At 67.1% G+C, this 21,933-nt stretch carries 18 protein-coding genes; 14 read left to right on the top strand and 4 right to left on the bottom strand.

The genetic code is table 11. From position 1 onward, the window contains the following. Positions 1-8: 8 nt before the first annotated feature. The 7 genes from HH308_RS23575 (at position 9) to HH308_RS23605 (ending at position 7,552) form a co-directional block, all read left to right on the top strand. Positions 9-1,313, top strand: coding sequence for an MCE family protein (locus tag HH308_RS23575; protein ID WP_170196706.1), 1,305 nt, complete (start codon positions 9-11; stop codon positions 1,311-1,313). Beyond that, entirely contained in the window at positions 1,310-2,344 is a 1,035-nt protein-coding gene (locus tag HH308_RS23580; protein WP_170196707.1) for an MCE family protein, read from the top strand. The genes HH308_RS23575 and HH308_RS23580 overlap by 4 nt, the downstream gene beginning before the upstream one ends. Continuing rightward, on the top strand, positions 2,341-3,330 hold the full coding sequence (locus tag HH308_RS23585) for an MCE family protein (RefSeq protein ID WP_170196708.1): 990 nt from the start codon (positions 2,341-2,343) through the stop codon (positions 3,328-3,330). Before HH308_RS23580 ends, HH308_RS23585 begins: the two co-directional genes overlap by 4 nt. Further along, entirely contained in the window at positions 3,324-4,424 is a 1,101-nt protein-coding gene (locus tag HH308_RS23590; protein ID WP_170196709.1) for an MCE family protein, read from the top strand. The genes HH308_RS23585 and HH308_RS23590 overlap by 7 nt, the downstream gene beginning before the upstream one ends. Then, entirely contained in the window at positions 4,421-5,533 is a 1,113-nt protein-coding gene (locus tag HH308_RS23595; protein ID WP_211188776.1) for an MlaD family protein, read from the top strand. Before HH308_RS23590 ends, HH308_RS23595 begins: the two co-directional genes overlap by 4 nt. Next, on the top strand, positions 5,530-6,684 hold the full coding sequence (locus tag HH308_RS23600) for an MlaD family protein (RefSeq protein WP_170196711.1): 1,155 nt from the start codon (positions 5,530-5,532) through the stop codon (positions 6,682-6,684). Before HH308_RS23595 ends, HH308_RS23600 begins: the two co-directional genes overlap by 4 nt. Before the next feature lie 76 nt (positions 6,685-6,760). After that, positions 6,761-7,552 carry an Rv1363c family protein gene (locus HH308_RS23605; protein WP_170196712.1) on the top strand — a complete coding sequence of 264 codons (792 nt, stop codon included), beginning with the start codon at positions 6,761-6,763 and terminating at the stop codon, positions 7,550-7,552. A 525-nt stretch (positions 7,553-8,077) separates the two neighbouring features. Here HH308_RS23605 and treY read toward each other — a convergent pair. From treY to HH308_RS23625, 4 genes are all read right to left on the bottom strand, one after another. Beyond that, positions 8,078-10,465 carry a malto-oligosyltrehalose synthase gene (gene treY, locus HH308_RS23610; protein ID WP_170196713.1) on the bottom strand — a complete coding sequence of 796 codons (2,388 nt, stop codon included), beginning with the start codon at positions 10,463-10,465 and terminating at the stop codon, positions 8,078-8,080. Then, on the bottom strand, positions 10,465-12,693 hold the full coding sequence (gene glgX, locus HH308_RS23615; RefSeq protein ID WP_170196714.1) for a glycogen debranching protein GlgX: 2,229 nt from the start codon (positions 12,691-12,693) through the stop codon (positions 10,465-10,467). Before glgX ends, treY begins: the two co-directional genes overlap by 1 nt. Before the next feature lie 77 nt (positions 12,694-12,770). After that, positions 12,771-14,960, bottom strand: a complete 2,190-nt coding sequence (locus HH308_RS23620) for an acyltransferase family protein (RefSeq protein WP_170196715.1) — start codon at positions 14,958-14,960, stop codon at positions 12,771-12,773. A gap of 147 nt (positions 14,961-15,107) precedes the next feature. Continuing rightward, positions 15,108-15,680, bottom strand: coding sequence for a TetR family transcriptional regulator (locus HH308_RS23625; RefSeq protein ID WP_170196716.1), 573 nt, complete (start codon positions 15,678-15,680; stop codon positions 15,108-15,110). Between the two features lie 85 nt (positions 15,681-15,765). On the opposite strand from HH308_RS23625, the gene HH308_RS23630 reads away from it, so the two are divergent. From HH308_RS23630 to HH308_RS23660, 7 genes are all read left to right on the top strand, one after another. Continuing rightward, positions 15,766-17,061, top strand: coding sequence for an adenosylmethionine--8-amino-7-oxononanoate transaminase (locus HH308_RS23630; protein ID WP_170196717.1), 1,296 nt, complete (start codon positions 15,766-15,768; stop codon positions 17,059-17,061). Beyond that, a complete protein-coding gene (locus tag HH308_RS23635; protein ID WP_170196718.1) occupies positions 17,058-18,263 on the top strand; it encodes an 8-amino-7-oxononanoate synthase in 1,206 nt (401 codons plus the stop codon). Before HH308_RS23630 ends, HH308_RS23635 begins: the two co-directional genes overlap by 4 nt. Continuing rightward, entirely contained in the window at positions 18,260-18,979 is a 720-nt protein-coding gene (gene bioD / locus HH308_RS23640; RefSeq protein WP_170196719.1) for a dethiobiotin synthase, read from the top strand. The genes HH308_RS23635 and bioD overlap by 4 nt, the downstream gene beginning before the upstream one ends. After that, entirely contained in the window at positions 18,976-20,034 is a 1,059-nt protein-coding gene (gene bioB, locus HH308_RS23645; protein WP_376767262.1) for a biotin synthase BioB, read from the top strand. Before bioD ends, bioB begins: the two co-directional genes overlap by 4 nt. Positions 20,035-20,088: 54 nt before the next feature. Beyond that, positions 20,089-20,343, top strand: a complete 255-nt coding sequence (gene bsaP / locus HH308_RS23650; protein ID WP_170196720.1) for a biotin synthase auxiliary protein BsaP — start codon at positions 20,089-20,091, stop codon at positions 20,341-20,343. Beyond that, positions 20,340-20,933, top strand: coding sequence for a DUF2567 domain-containing protein (locus tag HH308_RS23655; RefSeq protein WP_170196721.1), 594 nt, complete (start codon positions 20,340-20,342; stop codon positions 20,931-20,933). The genes bsaP and HH308_RS23655 overlap by 4 nt, the downstream gene beginning before the upstream one ends. Positions 20,934-21,015: 82 nt before the next feature. Next, a complete protein-coding gene (locus tag HH308_RS23660; protein ID WP_170196722.1) occupies positions 21,016-21,891 on the top strand; it encodes a hypothetical protein in 876 nt (291 codons plus the stop codon). Positions 21,892-21,933: the final 42 nt, after the last annotated feature.

Consider the following 21,933-nt stretch of genomic DNA (forward strand, 5'->3'; position numbering starts at 1 on the left):
GGCCACGCGTGAACATCGACACCACGGGCCGCAACCCGTCCATGCTGCAGTACGTCCTGCGCGGCGCCGCATTCCTGGTCGCGCTGATTCTCATCGGCGTGCTCTTGGTGATGCGCTACGAAGGCGTGTTCACCACGGTCACCAAGGTGACCGCTCAACTCAACGACGTCGGCGACGGCCTCATCGCCGACGCCGACGTCCGCTACAACGGCCTCATCGTCGGCGCCGTCAAGTCGATCTCCACCAGCGACCAGACATCGTCGACGGGCACCCGGCTCAAGAACGTCGCGATGGAACTCAATCCCGATCAGGCCGCGGGCATCCCGAGCAACGTGACTGCCCGGACGGTGCCCAGCAACCTGTTCGGCGTGAACTCCGTCGAGCTGATCCAGCCGGCCAACCCGCAGTCGTCGCGGCTCGCCGACGGCGCCGTGGTGCCCGCCGATCAGACGCAGGAGACTCTCGCACTGCAGGATGTACAGAATCAGCTGCGCGACCTGTTCCGCGCCGTTCCGCCGGAGAAACTGGCGAGTGTCCTCGGCACCCTCGCCGACGCCCTACGCGGTGGCGGCACGACGTTCAAGACCTTCTCCGGGGTGCTCAACACCTACTTCGAGCAGATCAACGCGCAGTTCCCGGCCGGTGCACCGTCGGGCTTCGACAATTTCAACAATTCCGTCCTGGGCTTGACCCGCTCTACGCCGCAGCTGCTGAACGCGTTGGGGCGCAGCGTGATTCCCGCGATGACGGTCGCTGAAAAGCAGGCCGACCTCGCCGCGCTGCTGCAGGCGGCGCAAGGCACCCTCGACGAGACGCAGGCACTGTTCGCCGCCAACGGCGACTCGGGCAAGCGGCTGATCCACGACCTCAACCTCACCGTGGGATCGGCTGTCTACGAACCGAATTCGCTGCCCGACGCGCTGGTGGCGCTCAACCGGCTCGCGGCCCGGGTGCTCACCGTGTTCACCGGAACCAACGGCCACGTTCAGCTCAACCTCGGCATCAACTTCGGCGCCTACATGCGCTACACGCGCCAGAACTGCCCGGTCTACAACGGCGGTCCGTACGGCCAGCTGCGCGGCCCCGGCTGCGTCGGCCCGGGAACCGGAACCGGACCGACCAGTTCCGGCCCGCTGCAGATCTACCCGTCGGACGGACTGCAACGGCGCACCGTCGGCGCCGTCACCACCACCAATGACAACAAGACGCTGCAGTCGGCGCTGGGCCGCAAGCCCGGTGCCGCGGACACGCTGATGCTGGGACCGCTGGTGCAGTCGGTCAAGGTCAAGCCGAAGCAAGGAGGAGGCCGATGAGCGCCGAACGCGCCAAGATCCGCAAGGCGGGGATCGGCTTCACGATCTTCGGTGTGGTGGCCCTGCTGCTCACCTACACCATCTGGTCGACGCTGGAACGGTCGGTCTCCGGCTCCACCCGCAACTTCTCGACGCTGTTCCACGACGCTTCCGGGCTCGCCGTCGGCGACGACGTGCGCATGGCGGGGGTCCGGGTCGGCCGCGTCGACGACATCAAACTCGACGGCGGCAAGGCACGAGTCACCTTCGAGGTGGTCGACGACCAGCCGATGTACACCAGCACCGCGGCCGCCATCCGGTACCAGAACCTCATCGGCCAGCGGTATCTCGCGTTGTCGCTGGCGCAGGGCCAACCGTCGGATCCGCTGTCGGCGGGATCGCAGTTGCGCCAGCCCTCCGAAGACTCCTTCGACGTCACCAAGTTGCTCGCCGGTTTTCAGCCGGTCTTCGACACGCTGCAACCCGACCAGGTCAACGCGCTCTCGGAGGGGTTGATCCAGGCATTCCAGGGCAATTCGGTGTCGCTGAGCTACAGCGTCGCGCAGGTCGGCAAGCTCGCCAACGACATGGCCGACCGCGACCTCGTGCTCGGCGGCATCATCGACAATCTCAGCGCCGTGCTGCGCGACCTCGCGACGCAGGGCAACCAGATGGGCACCTTGCTGACCAGCACGGCAACCCTGATCCAGAACCTGAACACCAACTCGGCGACGTTCGGCAAGGCGGTCAGTCAGGTCGGGCAGACCGCCGCGGGATTCGCCGACGTGTTCGCGTCGTCGCGCACGTCGTTGCGCGATGTCGGGTCCGACGCGCGCAAAGCCACCGCGACGCTGATCAGTTCCGGCGCCAAGCTCGACCAGGCGGCCAAGGTGCTGCCGGTGTTCCTCGGACATTTCCCCTTCGTACTCGGTCAGGGAGCGTACTTGAGCATCTACTCGTGCGACCTCGACGTCTCCTTCGGCAATGTCCTGTTGCCGCCGGGACTGTTCAACAAAATCGGTGGTACCAGCCATTCGGTGGTGTGCCGATGAGCAGGCTGCGCAAGAATTTCGACAACAATCGCCGTGTCTGGTACGGGCTGATCGGCACCGTCGTCATCATTCTGCTGCTCGTCGGGGTCGTCGGCTTCTCGTCGCTCGGCATCGGCAAGCAGACCCTGTACGGCGATTTCGAGCAGGCGGGCGGCATCCGCCCGGGCGACAAGGTCCGTGTCGCGGGCATCAACGTCGGCGAGGTCCAGGCGACATCGCTGGAAGGCGACCACGTCAAGATCACCATGCAGGTCGACGACGACGTCGCGGTGACGGCCAACGGATCGGCGGAGATCAAACTGTCGACGCTGCTCGGTCAGCGCTACGTCGACATCTCCCTCGGCGACTCGAAGGATTCGCTCGACGGCGAGCGCATCGCGCACACCTCGGTGCCCTACGACCTGCAGAAGACGATCGAGCAGGGCACCCCGATCATCGCCGGAATCGACTCGACCGAATTCGCGAAGGGGTTGCGGACACTGAACTCGCAGCTCGCGGGCACGCCCGCGGTGATGACGTCGACGCTCGACGGACTCGCCCAGATGTCGCAGATCATCACCAACCGCCGCGACGAGGTGAACCAGCTGGTCAAGGACACCAAGACGGTGACCAGCATCGTCGACGACCGGCAGTTGCAGCTGGCCATCATCGTCGGGCAGGGCCAGCAGCTGGCGGGCAAGATCGTCGCTCGTGAGGCGCTGGTCACCAGACTCCTCGACGGCATCGCCGCGCTGGCCACCCAGGCGAAAGCGGTGGCGGCGGAGAACGCGGATCAGTTCGCGCCGATCCTCGCCAACCTCAACACCATCTCCCAGGGCCTGGAGAAGAACCGCGACAACTTGCGCAAACTACTGGAAATCCTGCCGATCACCGCGCGCGTCACGACCAACGCGATTGGCGACGGTCCGTACGCGAACGGATACCTGCCGTGGGGGCTGTTTCCCGACAACTGGCTGTGCACGGCCCGGGTGGTGGACGGATGCTGATGAAACGTCGAAAGAACTCCCTGCTGCTCGCGGTGGCGTCGCTCGCCGCCGTCGCCGGACTCTCGGGTTGCTCGATGGTGCCCGCGAGCTGGAAGGCCGCCTTCGGGCAGGCCAATGTGATGACCACGTACTTCGAGAGCGTGTCCGGTCTCTACGACGGCAACGACGTCGCCGTGCTCGGTATGCCGGTCGGGCAGGTGACTTCCGTTGAACCGCAAGGTAATCGGGTCAAAGTCACGTTCACCGTCGACAAGAACGTCAAGATCCCCGCCGACGCCACCGCGGCGATCGTGAACACCTCGATCGTCACGACCCGCCACATCGAGTTGTCGCCGACGTACAGCTCGGGGCCGACCCTGGGCGACGGCGGCGTGGTCAAGAACGCCAAGGATCCGGTGGAGATCGGCGAGTTGCTCGATTCGATCGACAAACTCACCTCCGCACTCGGCGGCGACAAGCCGGGCAGCGGACCGGTTGCCGATCTGCTCGACATCCAATACGGCATCACCAAAGACAACGGCGTCCGACTGCGCAAAGCGATCGATCAGCTGGCCAAGACCGGGAAGATCGGAGCCGACAACGGCGACGCCCTCGTCGACATCCTCAAATCGGTGAATGAGCTGACGACGAAGCTCGTCGCCGGTTATCCCAAGATGAAGGCCTTCTCCGACACGATGACCAGCGTCTCGTCGATGCTGCAGGCGCAGTCGCCGGGTCTGCTGGCGACGCTGGCCAACCTCAACCAGATGCTGAAGAACACCACCGAATTCCTGTCGTCGAATGTCGGGACCATCAGCGCCGAGTCGACGCGGATGGCGGCGCTGGCGGCCAACCTGAGCGACTACTCGCGCCAGGTCGTCGAGACGGTCGACCTCGGTCCGCTGCTGTTCCAGAACCTGAGCAACTCGATCTCCGCCGAGCAGGGCGCCTGGCGGGCCCAGGTGCTGCTGGACAAGTCCCTACTCGACAATGAGATGCTGTCGCGCTTCTGCGAGGCGATCAACCTGCAGAAAGACGGATGCCGGACCGGTCAGCTGAAGGATTTCGGCCCCGACCTCGGTGTCTTCTCCGCACTGCTGGAGATGAGCAAATGAGCGTGAAACGCAACGGCCGGCGCGCCGGATTCCTGACCGCGTGCATGACCGCGCTCGCCCTGACGATGTCGGGCTGCAGCCTGCTGCCCAGCCTGACCGTCGAAGACATTCCGCTGCCCGCCCCGGGCGGCATCGGCGATGCGATCACCGTGAACGCCGTCTTCGACAATGCGCTGAACCTTCCGACGCGCGCCAAGGTGAAGCTCAACGGAACCGACGTCGGGCAGGTCTCCGACATCGTCGCCAAGGACTACAAAGCCCACGTGCGCATGGAGGTGTCCAAGTCGATTCAGCTGCCTAACGGCACCGGCGCCGAACTTCGTCAGGCGACGCCGCTCGGCGACGTCTTCGTCGCGCTGCTGGTTCCGAAGGGGACGGCGTCGTCGTACATCGGCGACGGCGGGACGCTCGACGGTCCGCGCACCGCGGCCGCCACCGTGGAGGATCTGCTGGTATCGGCGGCGGCGGTCGTCGACGGCGGGTCGCTGAGTTCGCTGCAGACGATACTCACCGAACTGTCGAACGCGGTGTCCGGCGACAGCACCGAGCTGTCGGGCGCGATCAAGGGCTTCACCACGGCCATCACCCGCTTCAACGCGAACGCCGGCGAAGTGGACCGGGCGATGGCGAACACGCGGACGTTGACCGAACAGCTCGCCGCCGGGCGCAACCAGATGGTGGCCGCCATCGCCAAGTTGCCCGCCGCGATCGACGTCATCAACGGCCAGATGTCGACGCTGCTGACCACCCTGGACAAGACCAACAAGGTGACCGCCGCGACGTCGGACTTCCTGCGGTCGGACAAGCAGGACACCATCGATCTGCTGACCAACCTGTCGACCGCGTTCGCCGGACTGAAGGAGGCGGCGACCGTTCTGGGACCGCTGTCGGACAACCTGGTCAAACTCAACCCGCTGTGGCGCAAGTCGACGCCGGGTGGCGCTGCGGCTGCGTCGGCGAAGGTGTACTGGCTCTCGCCCGGCGTCGGCTTCGATCAGGCGACTCGCCTGCCCGAGCTGCAGGACGTCGACGCCGGTTCGCAGAGTCTCCAGCAGACCTTGACGAGAATCCTGGCGCGCCTGAGCGGAACGAAGGGGTGCTGCGGATGAAGTGGATCCGGAAACACAAGATCATGGTGGGCAACCTCGGCCTGGTGGCCGTGATGTTGGTGGGTTTCGCCTACCTGGGATTCGGCACGCTGCGCTGGCAACCGTTCACCAGTAACTACACGTTGACCATTCACTTCCCGAATTCCGGTGGACTGCAAGGCAATTCCGATGTGACGCTGCGCGGTGCGCGGATCGGCGAGGTCGCGGGAATTCAGGCTACGCCGACGTCGGTCGATGTGAAGGTCCGCATCGACGGCAACACGAAGATCAACCGCAACACGGTGGTCGCGGCCCGCGGGTTGTCGGCGGCTGGTGAGCAGTACGTCGACTTTCAGCCGCCGACCGCGGACGGTCCGTATCTGAACGACGGCGACACGATCAACGTCAATCAGACCAAGGTGACGGTCCCGTTCTCGACGATGCTCGAGTCGACGCTGGGCGTCGTCGATCAGATCGACCCGGTGAAGCTGGCGTCGATCGTCAACGAGTTGGACCTCGCGATCAACCGCGGAGACAACCAGCTCAAGGCACTGCTGGATTCCGGCGGCACCATCTTCGCCGATCTGTACCGCGCGATGCCGGACACGACGTCGTTGATCCAGAACACCGGCACGATCCTCAAGACGACGGCGGGCATTCAGCCCGACCTGGCGACGCTCACGTCGGGGTCGTCGACCTTGGTGAACTCTCTGGTGGCCTCCGACAAGGAGATCCGGACCCTGCTGGGTCAGGCGCCAACGCAGTTGACGAGTCTGACCGGGTCGCTGAACCAGATGCGCGATCCGGTGACAGATCTGGTCAAGCAGTTCCGCGACGTCGCCCACCAGGGGGCATTGCGCGCGCCTGCACTCGCGAACCTGCTGCCCTCGATCCGCGACGGGTCCGTTCAGAGCATGAAGATGTTCCACGACGGTGCATGGTGGGCGTTGGCGTCCCTGTATCCGCGCCCGAGTTGCAATTACGCGGTCACACCGACCCGCCCGACGAAGGTGCTCGAACTTGCGGTGCCGGTCAATCTGTACTGTGTCACGCAGGATAAGAACCAGCAGATCCGCGGATCGGCGAACGCTCCGCGTCCGGCCGGCGACGACACCGCGGGTCCCCCGCCCAACTACGATCCCAACGCGCGCACCGTGCCGCTGGACAAATAGTGCGCTGCGCGTGCCGCTAGTGCGGTCGTGTGCCGCCCGACCCGACGCCGGGCCATTGTGAGACGAGAAAGTACCGATGCCGAGTAATTCTTCCGACGACCCTACCGACCTGACCAGCCACGACGAGCCGACCGACGGCGAGGAGTCGTCCGCGGCGGAGTCCCCGACGTCGGCCGCCAAACCGACGGGTAAGGCGGCGAAAGTCGCCACAGCGAAGAAGGCTGCGGCGCAACCGAAGAAGACTGTCGCGGCAGACGACGCAACTGACGCGTCCGCGTCGAACGGCGACATCTCGCTGACCATCTCCAAGAGCATGCTCAAGAAGGTCGCGGCCGGGGTGCTCGTCGTCGCGTTGATCGCGGTGATCGGTGTCGGGGTGTGGCAGTGGGTCGAGAAGAGTCGGCAGTTGTCGGCGTTCGACGACGTGAAGTCGGCGTCGGAGAAGTACGTCACGGCGCTGATCAGCACTCTCAACACCGATCAGGCGGCGAACTCGAAGGAGATCCTGGGGCCGCTGTCGACCGGTGACCTGCGTGCCCGCCTGGAGAAGGATCGCGCCGACACCGAGAAGAGTGTCACCGACCTGAAGCTCAAGGTGACCGCGAAGATCTACTTCTCCGCGGTCGAGTCGTTCGACAACTCCTCGGCCAAGACGGTCGTGCTCGCCGAGGCGAGCGGCACGAGCGCGCAGGCGCCGTCCGGCGCGTCCAACACGATGGTGCTGCGCCTAGGTCTGCGCCACGAGGACGGCAAGTGGTTGGTGTCGAGCGTCGACGGACTGCCCGGCAACAGTAGCGGCAAGATCGACCCGAGCCAATCCCTGCCTGCAACGACGACGTCGGCGCCGGCGAGCACACCTGCGGGGTAGTGGTGGCTCGCGAGCTCGCTTCGGCAGCGCTTAAAGAGTTGTGTGACGTTGCGTTTCTCTGCCGGTTGAGCGAGCGGAGCGAGTCGAAACCCCACCGGGCGGGTAATGACGAAACCTGCAGCGTCGCAGTGGTTTCGACTCGGCTTCGCCTCGCTCAACCAGCAGGATGACTGAGCGAGGCGCTAGCCGAGTCGAAGTGACGAGCGTGTCGAAACCTCTGTACCACAATGCATTTGATGGTGGCGCACGTGTCGAACTGTGACGGTATCGAATATTGAAGCGTGTGCACCCGTACGGGTGCACACGCGTCACTTGCCGGGTGTCATCGCCGATATTGGCGCGCATCGTCGAAAGTCGTTGTGGCTGAGAGGTTTCGACACGCTCGTCGCTAACGCTCCTCACGGCTCAACCAGCGGAAGGGGTGCCGTCGGCGGATCCAGGCTCGGGAGCGAGGGGTCTGCGCACTTCTGAATCTTGCGCGCGGGATCTCTCGCTTTGGGACCTTGCGCTCGGAGGCCGGCTCCGCTACTTCTTTCGCCGGCTCTTACGGCGCTCGAGCAACGCTACCGGCCCGTCGGCCAGCAGGTCGCTGATCGAGGCTTCACCGGTGTAGCGCTCCTTCGACTCGACGTCAACCCAATCTCCTTCGGGGAGAGGGACTTTCGTGTCGGCACGCACGTCATCGGTGAAGCTGTGGGTGAAGCGGGCGGTCACCACGACGACGTCGGGCACCTCGCGGTCGGGGATGCCACGTCCGAAAGCGACGATCCGGTCACTGCCCGCACCCTCGGCGACGAGCGGCACATAGGTGCTGTCGACGCCGAACGCGTCCGGATGGTCGGCCCGGAGCTTCAGGGCGGCGTGGATCAGCTCCCATTTGGGGTGATCGGTCGATTGCGCGTAGTCCACCGGACGCCGGTTGTCCGGGTCGACGAGCGAATCCTCCCACCACTGGGTGCCCTGGTAGATGTCTGGAACGCCCGGACCCAACAGCGTTATCGCCTTGTGCGCCAAAGCTTCTGCCCGCCAGTGAATATCGACTTCGGCGGCCAGTGCGGACAGTGCGGCAGCGTTGTCGCCGGTGGTGACCTCGTCGATCCACGCGGCGATGGCATCCTCGAATTCGGCGTCGGGCGCTGTCCACGAGGTGTGCAGCGCGCCTTCACGCATCGCCTTGACCGCATAGGCGTGCACCCGCAGGAACCACTGCGGCGTGGGCAGCCCGTCGTCGGGCCAGATGCCGAAGATATTCTGCAACAAGAACAATCCGGTCAGCGCGTCCGGCGGCGGGGTCCGACGATTGATCTCGATGACGGTGCCCATCCAGCGCTGTGGGATCTGCGACAGCATCCGGATCCGCGCACGGACGTCTTCGCCGCGTTTGGTGTCATGCGTGCTCGACGCCGACATCGCGGCAGGCCAGGTGGCCATCCGACGCTGATTGTGCTCGTGGAATTCGGTGACGGTCATCGTCGCGTGCCCGGGGTCGCAGCCCACTTCCTGTGCGGACACGAGGCGGGCGGTGCGGTAGAACAGGCAGTCTTCGACGCTCTTCGCGGTGACCGCGCCGGTGGTCTGGGCCAGCCGCGCGCTCGACTCGCCGATCGACGCCGTGGCATCGGCGATCAGGGTGACCGCGGTCGCCAATTCCGGCCGCCGCGTCGCCAACGACGCCAGGTTGCTCGCGAAATAGCGCAGCAGCCCGGGGTAGTCCTCGCGGTAGAACAACGACGTCGCGATCAGCTCGCCGGTCGCCTCGAACACCGCGCCCGCGGTGAGGCCGAGATCGGGTTCGACGTCGCGGATGGCCCGCACCAACCGGGCGTGCTCGGCGGGGAAGGTCGTGGCGAGCGTCTGGCGCTTGAGGGCGATGGCGGTGTCGTGCAGCCACTGCGCGTCGCCCGTTGCGCCGGTGAACATTTCGTGGAGTTCGGTCAGCTCGACCAGGCCCGCCTCCGACACGAACAGGGCGTCGACGATGCGCAGTTGGTCGTAGCCGGTGGTGCCTTCGACGGGTAGCGTGGCGTCGAGTTCCTCGGTGGGGGCGAGCACCTTCTCGACGTAGATCAGGGCAGCCGGCCCGAGGTCGGTGCGCAACTGCCGCAGGTAGCCGACGGGGTCGGCGAGGCCGTCGGGATGGTCGACGCGGACACCGTCGATGAGTCCCTCGTCGTAGAGGTCGATCACCCACTGATGGGTCGCGTAGTAGACGGCGGCGTTCTCCTGACGGAGACCGGCGAGCTCGTTGACGGCGAAGAAGCGACGGTAGCCGATCAGCCCGCTGTCATGTGGCACGAGTCGATAGTGTTGCGCCGCATGGGCTTGCGTGGTATCGCTGCCCGGTTCGGCGGTTCCCGGCGTGGTCGGGAAGACCTTGTCGTGGTAGACGAGGTTCCCGGCGTCGTCGATCCGCAGCGGCGTGAGGTCCCCGTCGGAGGCGAGGACGGGCAGCGCGATCTTGCCCTGTACCCCGTTGGCGGGGGAGAAGTCGAGGTCGAAGAATTCGGCGAACTCCGAGTACTGGCCGAACCGCAGCACGTCGGTCCACCACGGATTCTGTAGCGGGTCGGCGATGCCCATGTGGTTGGGCACGATGTCGACGATGATGCCCAGACCCTTCTTCCGCGCGGCCTTGCGCAGCGCGCGCAACCCGGTCAGACCGCCGAGCGCCTCGGCCACGACGACGCCGGTTGCGCCGTCGTCGTCGATGCGCGAGGGCACCCAGTCGTAGCCGTGTTGCGATCCGGCCATCGCCGTCGCGATGGGCGACAGGTACAGATGCGAGACTCCGAGCGCCGACAACTGCGGAAGAATCTTGACGACGTCGCCGAACTGGAAGTCGGGGGTCAGTTGAATCCGGTAGGTGGCGACCGGTGGTGCCGTGTGGTCGCCGGACCTGTCCTCTGCGGCCATCACCCTTGCGGCACCCTCTCTTGCCTGCGCAGTACGACAACGCTGCGTGCCGCGACGGTGAGTCGTCCGCCGGCACCAACCGTTACAGTACTGGCTCCGACGGCGTCGGACGTGTCGAGTTCGCCGATCCATTCCGCGCCGTAGTTCTGCGGCGGCATCGTGTAGTCGATCTCGTCGTAGTGGGCGTTGAAGCAGATCAGGAAGGTGTCGTCGGTGACCTTGCGGCCGCGCAGGTCGGGTTCGGCGATGCCGTCGCCGTTGAGGAAGACCGCCAGTGACTTGCCGAAACCGGAGTCCCAGTCGGCGGCGGTCATCTCCTCACCCGCCGGGGTCAGCCACGCGATGTCGACCTCCGGCTCGCCCCAGCGGATCGGGCGGCCTTTGAAGAATCGTCGACGCCGGAACACCGGATGCTCGGTGCGCAACGCGATGACGCGTCGAGTGAAGTCGAGAAGATCTGAATTGCTCTGCGCCAGTGACCAATCCATCCAGGAGATAGGCGAGTCCTGACAGTAGACGTTGTTGTTTCCGCCCTGCGTGCGGCCGAACTCGTCGCCGTGCGCGATCATCGGCGTGCCCTGCGACAGCAGCAGCGTCGTAAGGATGTTGCGCTGCTGGCGAGCGCGCAACGCGAGGATCTCGGGGTCGTCGGTAGGACCTTCGACGCCGCAGTTCCACGAGCGATTGTGCGATTCGCCGTCGCGGTTGTCCTCGCCGTTGGCCATGTTGTGCTTCTCGTTGTACGAGACCAGATCGGCCAGCGGAAAACCGTCGTGCGCGGTCACGAAGTTGATCGACGCAGAGGGGCGCCGCCCGGTGGTGCCGTAGAGATCCGACGACCCGGTCAGTCGCGATGCGAACTCGCCGAGAGTCGCGGGCTCACCGCGCCAGTAGTCGCGCATGGTGTCGCGGTACTTGCCGTTCCACTCCGTCCACAGCGGCGGGAAGTTGCCCACCTGATAGCCGCCCTCGCCGACGTCCCACGGCTCGGCGATCAGTTTGACCTGGCTGACGATCGGATCCTGCTGGACCAGGTCGAAGAAGGCCGACAGTCGGTCGACGTCGTGCAGTTCGCGGGCCAGTGTGGAGGCGAGGTCGAAGCGGAAGCCGTCGACGTGCATCTCGGTGACCCAGTAGCGCAGTGAGTCCATGATCAGCTGCAGCGTGTGCGGGTGGCGGCCGTTGAGGCTGTTACCGGTGCCGGTGTAATCCTTGTAGAGCGCCGGATTGTCTTCTGCCAGACGGTAATACGCGGCATTGTCGATGCCCCGGAAGTTGAGCGTCGGGCCGAGGTGATTTCCTTCGGCGGTGTGGTTGTACACCACATCGAGGATCACTTCGATGCCCTCGGCGTGGAAGGCCCGCACCATCGCCTTGAACTCGGTGACCGCGCTGCTCGGCTGATCCCGCCGCGCGGTGTACTCGTCATGCGGCGCGAGGTAGCCGAAGGTGTTGTAGCCCCAGTAGTTGCGCAGGCCCTGCTCGCGCAGCACGAAGTCCTGCAGGAACTGGTGGACCGGCATCAGTTCGATGGCCGTGACCCCCAGCGACTTGAGGTGGTCGATGATCGCCGGGTGTGCCAGTCCCGCGTAGGTGCCGCGCAATTCCTCGGGGACGTCGGGGTGGGCGGCGGTCATGCCCTTCACGTGGGCCTCGTAGATGATCGTCTCGTTGTACGGACGACGCGGTGCGCGGTCGTTCTGCCAGTCGAAGTACGGGTTGATGACCACCGACAGCATGGTGTGGCCCAGTGAGTCCAGACCGGTGAGGTCGTCGGCGGTCGCCGTCGCAGCCAGTTCCGGCGGCGTCGAGAACAGACTGGGGTGTCCGGCGTCGAATGTGCCGTGAAACGCCTTGCCGTACGGGTCGAGCAGCAGCTTGGTCGGATCGCAGCGGTGACCCGCGGCCGGGTCGAACGGGCCGTACACGCGGAAACCGTACTTCTGGCCCGGCTCGATCCCGAGCAGGTAGGCGTGCCAGCAGTAGCCGTCGACCTCGTCGAGTTCAATGCGCCGTTCGGTGCCGTCGTCGGCGACGAGACACAGTTCCACGCGGGTCGCGACCTCGGAGAACAGCGAGAAGTTGGTGCCCGCGCCGTCGTAGGTGGCGCCCAGCGGGTAGGCGGTGCCCGGCCACCGCTGCACGGCGGCCGCGGCCGTCGTCGGCTCCGGTGTGGGCAGATCCGGCGTCGACGACGTGCCGGACGGAATGTTCACCGCATTTTGCATATGACGACCCTAATGGGAGGGCTCGCAAAGAGCCGGATTCGGGATGGCTGTGTCGGGAGTGTTCGGTGTGTGCTCCGCTACCTCTGACCGGTTCCGCCCGTCCACGGCAGCGCCGCCGCCATCTGTCGGCCGAGTTCGTCGGTGAGACTGCGCACATAGGTGGCGCTCAGGTGATGAAGGTCCTTGTAGACGATGATGTTGCCCGCGATGGCCGGGCAGAAGTCGGCGCTGCAGACTCCGTTGGACATGTCCAGCGGGTGCAGCATCGGCCGTGTCGCGGCCGCGGCGATCGCCGGATCGACCGGATTGAGATGGATCCGGCGATTACTGCCGCAGGAACGGGCGTTGCCGCCACCCGCGATGCAGTTGGGCGTGTCGATCAGTCCCTGAGCGTTGCGCGGCCACGGGGTGTCGCGAATGCCGAGTACCGGAATGCCCGCGGCGGCGAACTCGTCGAAGATGGGCAGGTAGTCGTCGGGCGTCCAGTCGCCGATGCCCTCGTCTTTGGGTCGCGTCGAGTTGGTGAACACGGCGTCGGGTTTGTCGGCAATGACCTTCTTCATGACTCGCATCACCCAGTCGTGGCACTGTGGGTAGGGCACACCGCGCTGTTTGGGGATGAGCTCGGTCGACAGCGGGCAACCCATCTTGAGATAGGTGGTGACCCTGAAGTGGTTGCGTTTGCCGAGGGCGTCGAGCGCGGTGATCCACATCTCGGCGTGCGATCCACCGGCGAGGGCGAGGGTCTTCGTCGCGGTGCGGTCACCGTAGACGCCCACGTGGATGTCGTTGTCCTCGAAGCTGCTCATGTAGCCGTCGGTGGAGGTCATCGGGAAGTCGCGCGCGACGGCGAGCGGCGTCGGCTGCGGGTCGACGTTGGGAACCTTGATCGACGAATCGAGCAGCGCGCGGCCGCCCGGGTAGATGGTCGGGTCGAGGCGGGTGGTGTCGACGACGATGTTGGCGACATGCCGGTCCCACAGTTTGATGGCGACGCCGGTGCCGAGCGACAGCACCACCAGAACCGACGTCACCGCCGCCGTGTAGGAGATGCGGCGCGGGTTGGCGTGCGAGTCGGCGAGTTTGGACCGTCCGCCGCCGCGCAGCGGATCCTCGATGTAACGCTTGGTCAGCCAGGCCAGCGTGGTGGAAACGATCAGCAGGACCGTTCCCTCGATGAAGTTCGCGTGATCCTTGTCGCGCCAGTGCAGATAGAAGATGAGCAGCGGCCAGTGAATCAGATACAGCGAGTAGGCGACCGTCCCCAGCCACACCGCCTGCCTGGTCGCGAGCAACCGGTTGACCGGCGCCTGCGCGGCCTGGCCCGCGGCGTCGGGGATCGACATCCCCGACCAGATCAGCAGCAGCGTGGCGCCGACCGGGACGAGCGCGAGGGGGCCCGGATACTGCTGCACACCCATGATCAACCAGCCCGACGACACGATCATCGTCAGCGCGATCACACCCACGACGTTGCGCAGCCAGACGGGTGCGCGCCAGCGCGGCATCCAGATCGCGAGCAGACCACCCGCTAGCGGCTCCCAGGTGCGCGAGAGGGTGTCGTAGTAGTTCCACTGCTGGTTGACGCCCATGCGCATATGCGCCCAGTAGAACGAGAACGCCGCGACGACGAGCACGCCCGCGGCGACGATCGAGGTGATCACCTTGCGGTCCCCGACGACCGGCCAGCGCACGGCGACCAGTTTGATCAGCCAGGCGACGGTCAGTGCGATCAGCAGCGTCGCGACGAAGAACTGTCCCTGCACCGACATCGACCACATGTGCTGCAGGGGACTGTTCGCGGAGCTCGCCGCCAGGTAGTCCTGGGAATTGAAGGCCAGATACCAGTTCTGGTAGTAGAGCGCACTCGCGATCACCTCGCGGCCGATGTTGACCCACCGGGTCTGCGGCATCAGCAGCACGGTCAGCACCGACACCGCGATCAGCACGGTGAACAGGGCCGGCAGGAGCCGTCGGAGCAGGCGTTTGAGCCGTGGCCACGGGTTGATCGTGGCGCCGAAGCCGATCATCTCGGACTGGCTCGCGATCGCGTGCTTGAGCAGCGAACCGATGAAGAAGTAACCCGACAGCGTCAGGAACACGTCGACGCCACCGGAGACCCGACCGAACCAGATGTGGAAGCAGGCCACCAGCATGATCGCGACGCCGCGCAGGCCGTCGAGGTCGGTGCGGTAGGCAGAGGCCTCCGACGCCGACGGCGACGGTTTGTTCAGCTCAGCGCGGGTGGGGGCAGCCAAAACGGGCATTCTCCTCGGCGGTCGCGGGCAGGTCGATCGGTTGGTCAATCTACCCGCATCGGCTGACAAAACCGATTCGGTGCACGGCGCGGCGCCGGCCGAAGATCCCGAAACAGCCGGTGCCGGCCGGCGGATTTCGGGCATTCGGTGCTGTCGTCAGTGCGCGCCCACCGCGGTCGACGCGCGGTGGCGCGCGCCGTCGACGACGACCCGCAGCGCGGCGTCGAACTCGCCGGCGAAATCGCGTCCGGACGGTTCGGCGACGCCGAGGCGCTCCATCTGGATGCGGGTCTGCTCCTCGATCGTCAATCCGATGGTGAGCTGGCAGACGGCGGTGGTGACCGCCTGCGCGTCGTCGGCGTCGAGGCCGCCGATCAGCGCCACCCCGCGGATCTGGTCGGCGACGGTCATCTGCGACAGGCCGCTGGCCCAGCTGGATGAGACGAGTTCGGCGGAGTCGGTCACCGACAACAGTGCCTCGCGCAGCGACGTCGCCAGCGAGGTGAGCTGATCGTCCCAGGTCAGCGAACTGTCGGGGGTGCCGATGACGGCCAGTATGTCGTCGCCGAGCGCGGCGAGCAAGGTCTGCTTGTTGGGGAAGTGCCAGTAGAGGGCGTTGGGGCGCACACCGAGGTCGGTCGCGAGCCTGCGCATCGACAGATCGCCGAGGCTCGTTCGGTTCAGTAGTGCGCGGGCGGCGTCGAGCACGTCACGTCGGGTGTTGGCCACGAGGACAGTGTACCTGTACGGTGTACAGGAGCCTGTACGCCGTACAGGTGTGCCGTCTCACTATACCGACAGGATGTGACTCCCCGTGACCGACATCGCATCCGTCGACGCCGCGCACCTGTGGCATCCCTACGGTGCGATGCCCGCGGAGTCCGCTCCGCTCATCGTCCGCGAGGCGGCCGGGGTGCGCCTGATCCTCGACGACGGCACCGAACTCGTCGACGGCATGAGCTCCTGGTGGGCCGCCATCCACGGCTACCGCAATCGGGTGCTCGACGCCGCGGCCACCGCGCAGCTCGGCAAGATGAGTCACGTGATGTTCGGCGGGCTGACCCACGAGCCGGCCGCGCGGCTGGCCGAGTTGCTGGTGCAGATCACCCCCGACGGCCTCGACAAGGTGTTCCTCTGCGATTCGGGGTCGGTCTCGGTCGAAGTCGCGATCAAAATGGCACTGCAGTACCAGCGCAGCCTCGCGCCGCGTCGAACCAAACTGCTGACCTGGCGCGGCGGCTACCACGGCGACACCTTCGCGCCGATGAGCGTATGCGACCCCGAGGGCGGCATGCATTCGCTGTGGACCGACGTGCTGACTCCGCAGATCTTCGTCTCGCCGCCGCCCGTCGACTTCGACGCCGCCTACGTCGCCGAACTCGACGACGCCGTCGCCGCGCACTCCGACGAACTGGCCGCGGTCATCGTCGAACCCGTCGTCCAGGGCGCGGGCGGCATGCGCTTCCACGACCCCCGCTATCTGACCGAGCTGCGGCGCATCTGCGACGCGCACGGCGTGCTGCTCATCTTCGACGAGATCGCCACCGGCTTCGGCCGCACCGGCGAGCTCTTCGCCGCCGACCACGTGGGCGTCGTCCCCGACATCATGTGCGTCGGCAAGGCGCTGACCGGCGGCTACCTGACTCTCGCAGCGGCACTGTGCACCTCGACGGTGGCACGGGTGATCAGTGCGGGGGAGGCAGGCGGGCTGATGCACGGCCCGACGTTCATGGGCAATCCGCTGGCCTGTGCGATCGCCGTCGCCTCCACCGAGCTGCTGCTGTCGGGGCCGTGGCGCGAACGCGTCGCGGCCATCGGTGCCGGCCTGCGCGACGGCCTGACGCCGCTGGCGTCGCTGCCCGGCGTCGCCGACGTGCGGGTCCTCGGCGCGATCGGCGTCGTGCAGCTCGACGCCCCGGTCGACATCGCCGTCGCCACCCGGGCCGCCGTCGACGCCGGCGTGTGGCTTCGACCCTTCCGCGACCTCGTCTACGTGATGCCGCCGTTCGTGTGCACCGACGACGACGTCGCCGTCATCTGCGCGGGTGTCCGGGCGGCGGTCACCGCCGCGGCGTCGGCCGCTCGCGCACTACAGGAGGTCAGCGCATGACTATCGCACCATCGATCGCCGCGGAGTCCGAGGCGGCTGTCGCGGATTCGACTGTCACACCTCCGACCGTCGACCCGCTGGCGTGGCTCGCCGACGCCGCGGCGGTCCGCGCCGACGCCGGGTTGCACCGCGAACTACTCGTGCGCCAAGCGGATTCGCCCGCGATCAACCTCGCGTCGAACGACTATCTCGGGCTGTCGGGACATCCGGACGTGATCGCCGCGGCACAACGTGCGGCCGCGCGGTTCGGTGCGGGTTCGACGGCATCGCGACTCGTCGTCGGGACCACCGCCGCACACGACGAGTTCGAACGTGACATCGCCGACTTCCTCGGTTGGCCCGCGGCGCTGTGCTTCTCCTCCGGCTACCTCGCCAACGTCGGGGCGATCACCGCGCTCGTCGGACGCGGCGACCTGATCGTGAGCGACGCCGGAACACATGCGTCGCTGATCGACGGTTGTCGGCTGTCTCGCGCGCAGGTGGTCGTGGTCGGTCGCGGCGACGTCGACGCGGTAGCGGAAGCCTTACGCACCAACGCTTTCCGCCGCGCGTTGGTGGTCACCGACTCGGTGTACAGCATCGACGGCGAACCCGCCCCCGTCGCTGGGCTCTACGCGGCCGCGCACGCCGCCGGTGCCGCGTTGCTGGTCGACGAGGCGCACGCGCTGGGGGTCCGCGGACCGGGCGGGCGGGGGCTGGTCGCCGAACTGGGACTCGCCGGTGCCCCGGGTCTGATCGTCACCACCGTCATGTCGAAATCGCTTGGCGCACAGGGCGGAGTGGTCGCGTCGTCGACACTGGTCCGCGAGCACCTGATCGACTGTGCCCGGCCGTTCATCTTCGACACCGGGCTCAACCCCGCGGCCGTCGGCGCGGCCCATGCCGCGCTCGGCATCCTGCGGGCGAATCCCGAACTGCCGCAGCGTCTGCGCACCGCTGCCGCGCGACTGGCCGCCAAGTGCGGCGGCCACGAACCGGCCGCGGCGGTGGTGTCACTGATCATCGGCGACCCGCACCAGGCCGTCGCCATCGCCGCGGGATGTCGGGCCGAGGGCGTGCTGGTCGGTTGCTTCCGGCCGCCGTCGGTGCCCGCGGGAACGTCGCGGCTGCGTCTCACCGCGCGCGCCGACCTCGACGACGCCACCGTCGACCACGTCGCCGACGTCGTCAATCGCGTTCGGGCGCAGGTGATGTCCGCATGAGCGCGTCGACGATGGTGGTCACCGGGACCTCGACCGACGTCGGCAAGACGATCGCGACCGCAGCCCTCGCCGCGACGGCCCGCGCGGCGGGCCGCAGCGTCGCCGTCTGCAAACCCGCACAGACCGGCGTCGGGGCGGGCGAACCGGGCGATCTCGCCGACGTGACCCGCCTGGCCGGACCGCTGACCACCGCGGAATGCGCGCGCTACCCCGAACCGCTGGCCCCCGACACCGCCGCGCGTCGAGCCGGACTGCCCTTCCTGGACCGAGCCGTCGTGGCCGCTGCCGTCGACGAGCTCGGTGCCGCACACGACGTCGTGCTGGTCGAGGGTGCGGGCGGCGTGCTGGTACGCCTGGCCCCCGACTACACGCTCCTCGACGTCGCCGCCGACGTGGCGGCCCCGGTGTACATCGTCGTCGCGCCCGGGCTCGGTACCCTCAACCACACCGAGCTCACCGTCGAGGCGATCCGCCGTCGTGGCCTCACCCCGGCCGGGCTGATCATCGGATCGTGGCCCGACGCCCCCGACCTGGCGATGACCTGTAACCGCGACGACCTGCCGGCCCTGACCGGCGTACCCGTCGTCGGGGTGATTCCCGCCGGCGTCGGCGCGCTGTCCCGCGCGGACTTCTGCGCGCGCGCCCCCGATTGGTTCGATCCCTCGATCTTCAGCCCGCACGACACTTTTCACCCCCAACAAGGAGTACTCACGTGACCCAGGCATCCGTCGACGCCCCCGTCGAGACGATCCCCGCCCCCGTCGAGACGATCCCGGCCGACGACATCCTCGCGATCGCCCGCGAGCAGGTGCTCGAACGCGGCGTCGGGCTCAGCAAGGAACAGACCCTACAGGTGCTGCAACTGTCCGACGATCGGCTGACCGAACTGCTCGCGCTGGCCCACGACGTGCGGATGAAGTGGAACGGCCCGGAGGTGGAGGTCGAGGGCATCATCTCGCTCAAGACCGGCGGCTGCCCGGAGGACTGCCACTTCTGCTCGCAGTCGGGACTCTTCGAGTCGCCCGTGCGCAGCGCCTGGATCGACATTCCGTCGCTCGTCGAAGCCGCCAAGCAGACCGCGAAGACCGGCGCAACCGAATTCTGCATCGTCGCCGCCGTCCGCGGTCCCGACAAGCGGCTGATGAGCCAGGTCGCCGCGGGCATCGAGGCGATCCGCAACGAGGTCGACATCCAGATCGCCTGCAGCCTCGGCATGCTCACCCAGGAGCAGGTCGACCAGCTCAAAGACATGGGCGTGCACCGCTACAACCACAACTTGGAAACCGCGAAGTCGCACTTCACCAACGTCGTCACCACCCACACCTGGGAAGAGCGCTTCGAGACGCTGCGGATGGTTCGCGAAGCGGGCATGGAGGTCTGCTGCGGCGGCATCCTCGGCATGGGCGAGTCCCTCGAACAGCGCGCCGAGTTCGCCGCCGACCTCGCCGCCCTCGAGCCCGACGAGGTGCCGCTGAACTTCCTCAACCCGCGTCCGGGCACACCGTTCGGTGACCTGGAAGTTCTGCCCGCGGCGGAGGCACTCAAGGCGGTCGCGGCCTTCCGGCTCGCGCTGCCGCGCACCATTCTGCGCTTCGCCGGCGGCCGCGAGATCACCCTGGGCGACCTCGGCGCCAAGCAGGGCATCCTCGGCGGCATCAACGCGGTCATCGTCGGCAACTACCTGACCACACTGGGCCGCCCGGCCGAGGCGGACCTCGATCTGCTGGTAGACCTGTCGATGCCGATCAAGGCGCTCAACTCCAGCATCTGATCCGCGAGCTGCGGTTCGCACCTGATCTGGCCCAGCGTGAAAGGACGTGCGGCGATGACCCCCACGAACACCGAGGTGACGGTACCCGGACCGCTCGCCGAGCCGCACCGATTCGGGGTGTACACCGGCATCGAGATCGACCTGCAGAGCGACGACGCCATCCCGACGACGGCGAAGCTCGGCCTGGAACCGCCGCGATTCTGCGGGCAGTGCGGTCGCCGGATGGTAGTTCAGGTGCGGCCCGACGGTTGGCGGGCCCGCTGCTCACGCCACGGCGAGGTCGACTCGGTGGAGCTGTATCACCGATGACGTCGTCGACGCCGGCAGGCGGTTCGCGGCGGACCGCTGGACTCATTGTGCTCGGCGGTGCGGTCGTGCTCGGCGCGATCGTCGGCGTCGGGTGGGCGCTCGCGGCTCCGGCGCCGCAGGGGCAGGTGCTCGCCGACGGATCGGCGGTCGTTCCCGGCGCGCAGATCGGCCGCTACTTCGACGGTGTCGGGGTGTTCTCGATGCTGATGGTTGCCGTCGGGGCCGTCGTCGGGTTTGTCGCATGGTTCGGCGCGCGCTCGTGGCGCGGGCCGGAAGGCGCGCTGCTCGCGATCGGGTCGGCGCTGGCCGGCGGCGCAGTGGCAATGGCCACCGGTACGTGGGTTTTCGATCTGCGCACCCCCGCGATCGCCGGCTTGCACGCTGGCGACGTATTCGCCGTGGCCCCGAATATCTGGCTCGACGCCGATACGCCCGGAGCGGTGAGCGCGCCGGGACTGCTGTTGGTGATCGCACCGTTTCTGACGGCATTCGTCTATCTGTGCGCGGTATTGCTCAGCCGCAGCTCGGATCTGGGCCGTGGCGATCTGTCGGACGAATCGGTCGCCGCGGGGCCCGCGCCGGCGCAGTAGCGTCGTGCCTCACATGGGCCGGTCCGGCGCACGTGCAGGATGCGCGAGGTGAAAGACGGCGCGGGGTGAAAGAATCGGTGCCATGTCTGTGGGCGACGCGGCCGAGTTCGCGCAGCGGGAAGTCGACAGAGTGCGCGACGATCCGCACGGGCGTCTCCGGTCGCTGCGACGTCTGTACGAGACGGCAGATCCGGCGTCGCCCCGATTGCCGTACCGGCGCGCCGCGACATCGTTCATGAAGTGGCAGTTGCGGCGTGGACTGCTGGCCCCGACATCGAGCACGATTCCGGGGAGCCCGTGGTGGCGGGCAGTCAACGAGCGACTGCTGCACGATGGCTGGGAGGCGGCGGCGTTGGCGCGCGGAATTCCCGGGACGCCGTCGTCGGCCGCGGTCGAATTGTCGATGCGATTCATCGCCGAGCCCACGGCGAGCAATTGGTACCGTGCCCACAACGCCAGCATCGTCTCCGCCTATCAGGACAATCGAGCATTGGCGGGGCGGGAGAGCCGCTCCGAACGCTTCTTCATCAATCTGGTGCTGATGAGGGTGCTCTACGCCCACGCATTGGTGTCCGCGCCACGGTTGGCCCTGTCGTGGCTCGCCCCGCTCGCTCCCGTCCTGGGCGACCCGCGGCTCGGGATGACCGGAATGTTCCTGTCGATCTCGCGGGTACTGCCCGCCCGGTACCCACTGTGCGACGACGTCGAGATCTACGTCGCCGACGAGCACGGCTTCGGGAGACTGCTCGACGTCGGCGTGATAGGTCCTCGGCTGCCCGAACTGTATGCGTGGTCCGCGGCCGAACTGGAGCAGTCACAGCTGAGCGGATGGCTCGCCGGATCGATTCCGACCTACGTGTGGCCGGAGACCGACCGCGCGGTGTGGGACCCGCACCCGGGCACGCTCGCGGCCGGCGCACGCCGCATACTGGCGCCACGCGGACGGTCGACGCCGTAAGAGGGGCGTGTCATGCCCGATCGTCGTGTGCGTCGGTGGACC

Origin of the sequence: Gordonia asplenii, assembly GCF_012933505.1 — a bacterium.
Taxonomy (GTDB): domain Bacteria; phylum Actinomycetota; class Actinomycetes; order Mycobacteriales; family Mycobacteriaceae; genus Gordonia; species Gordonia asplenii.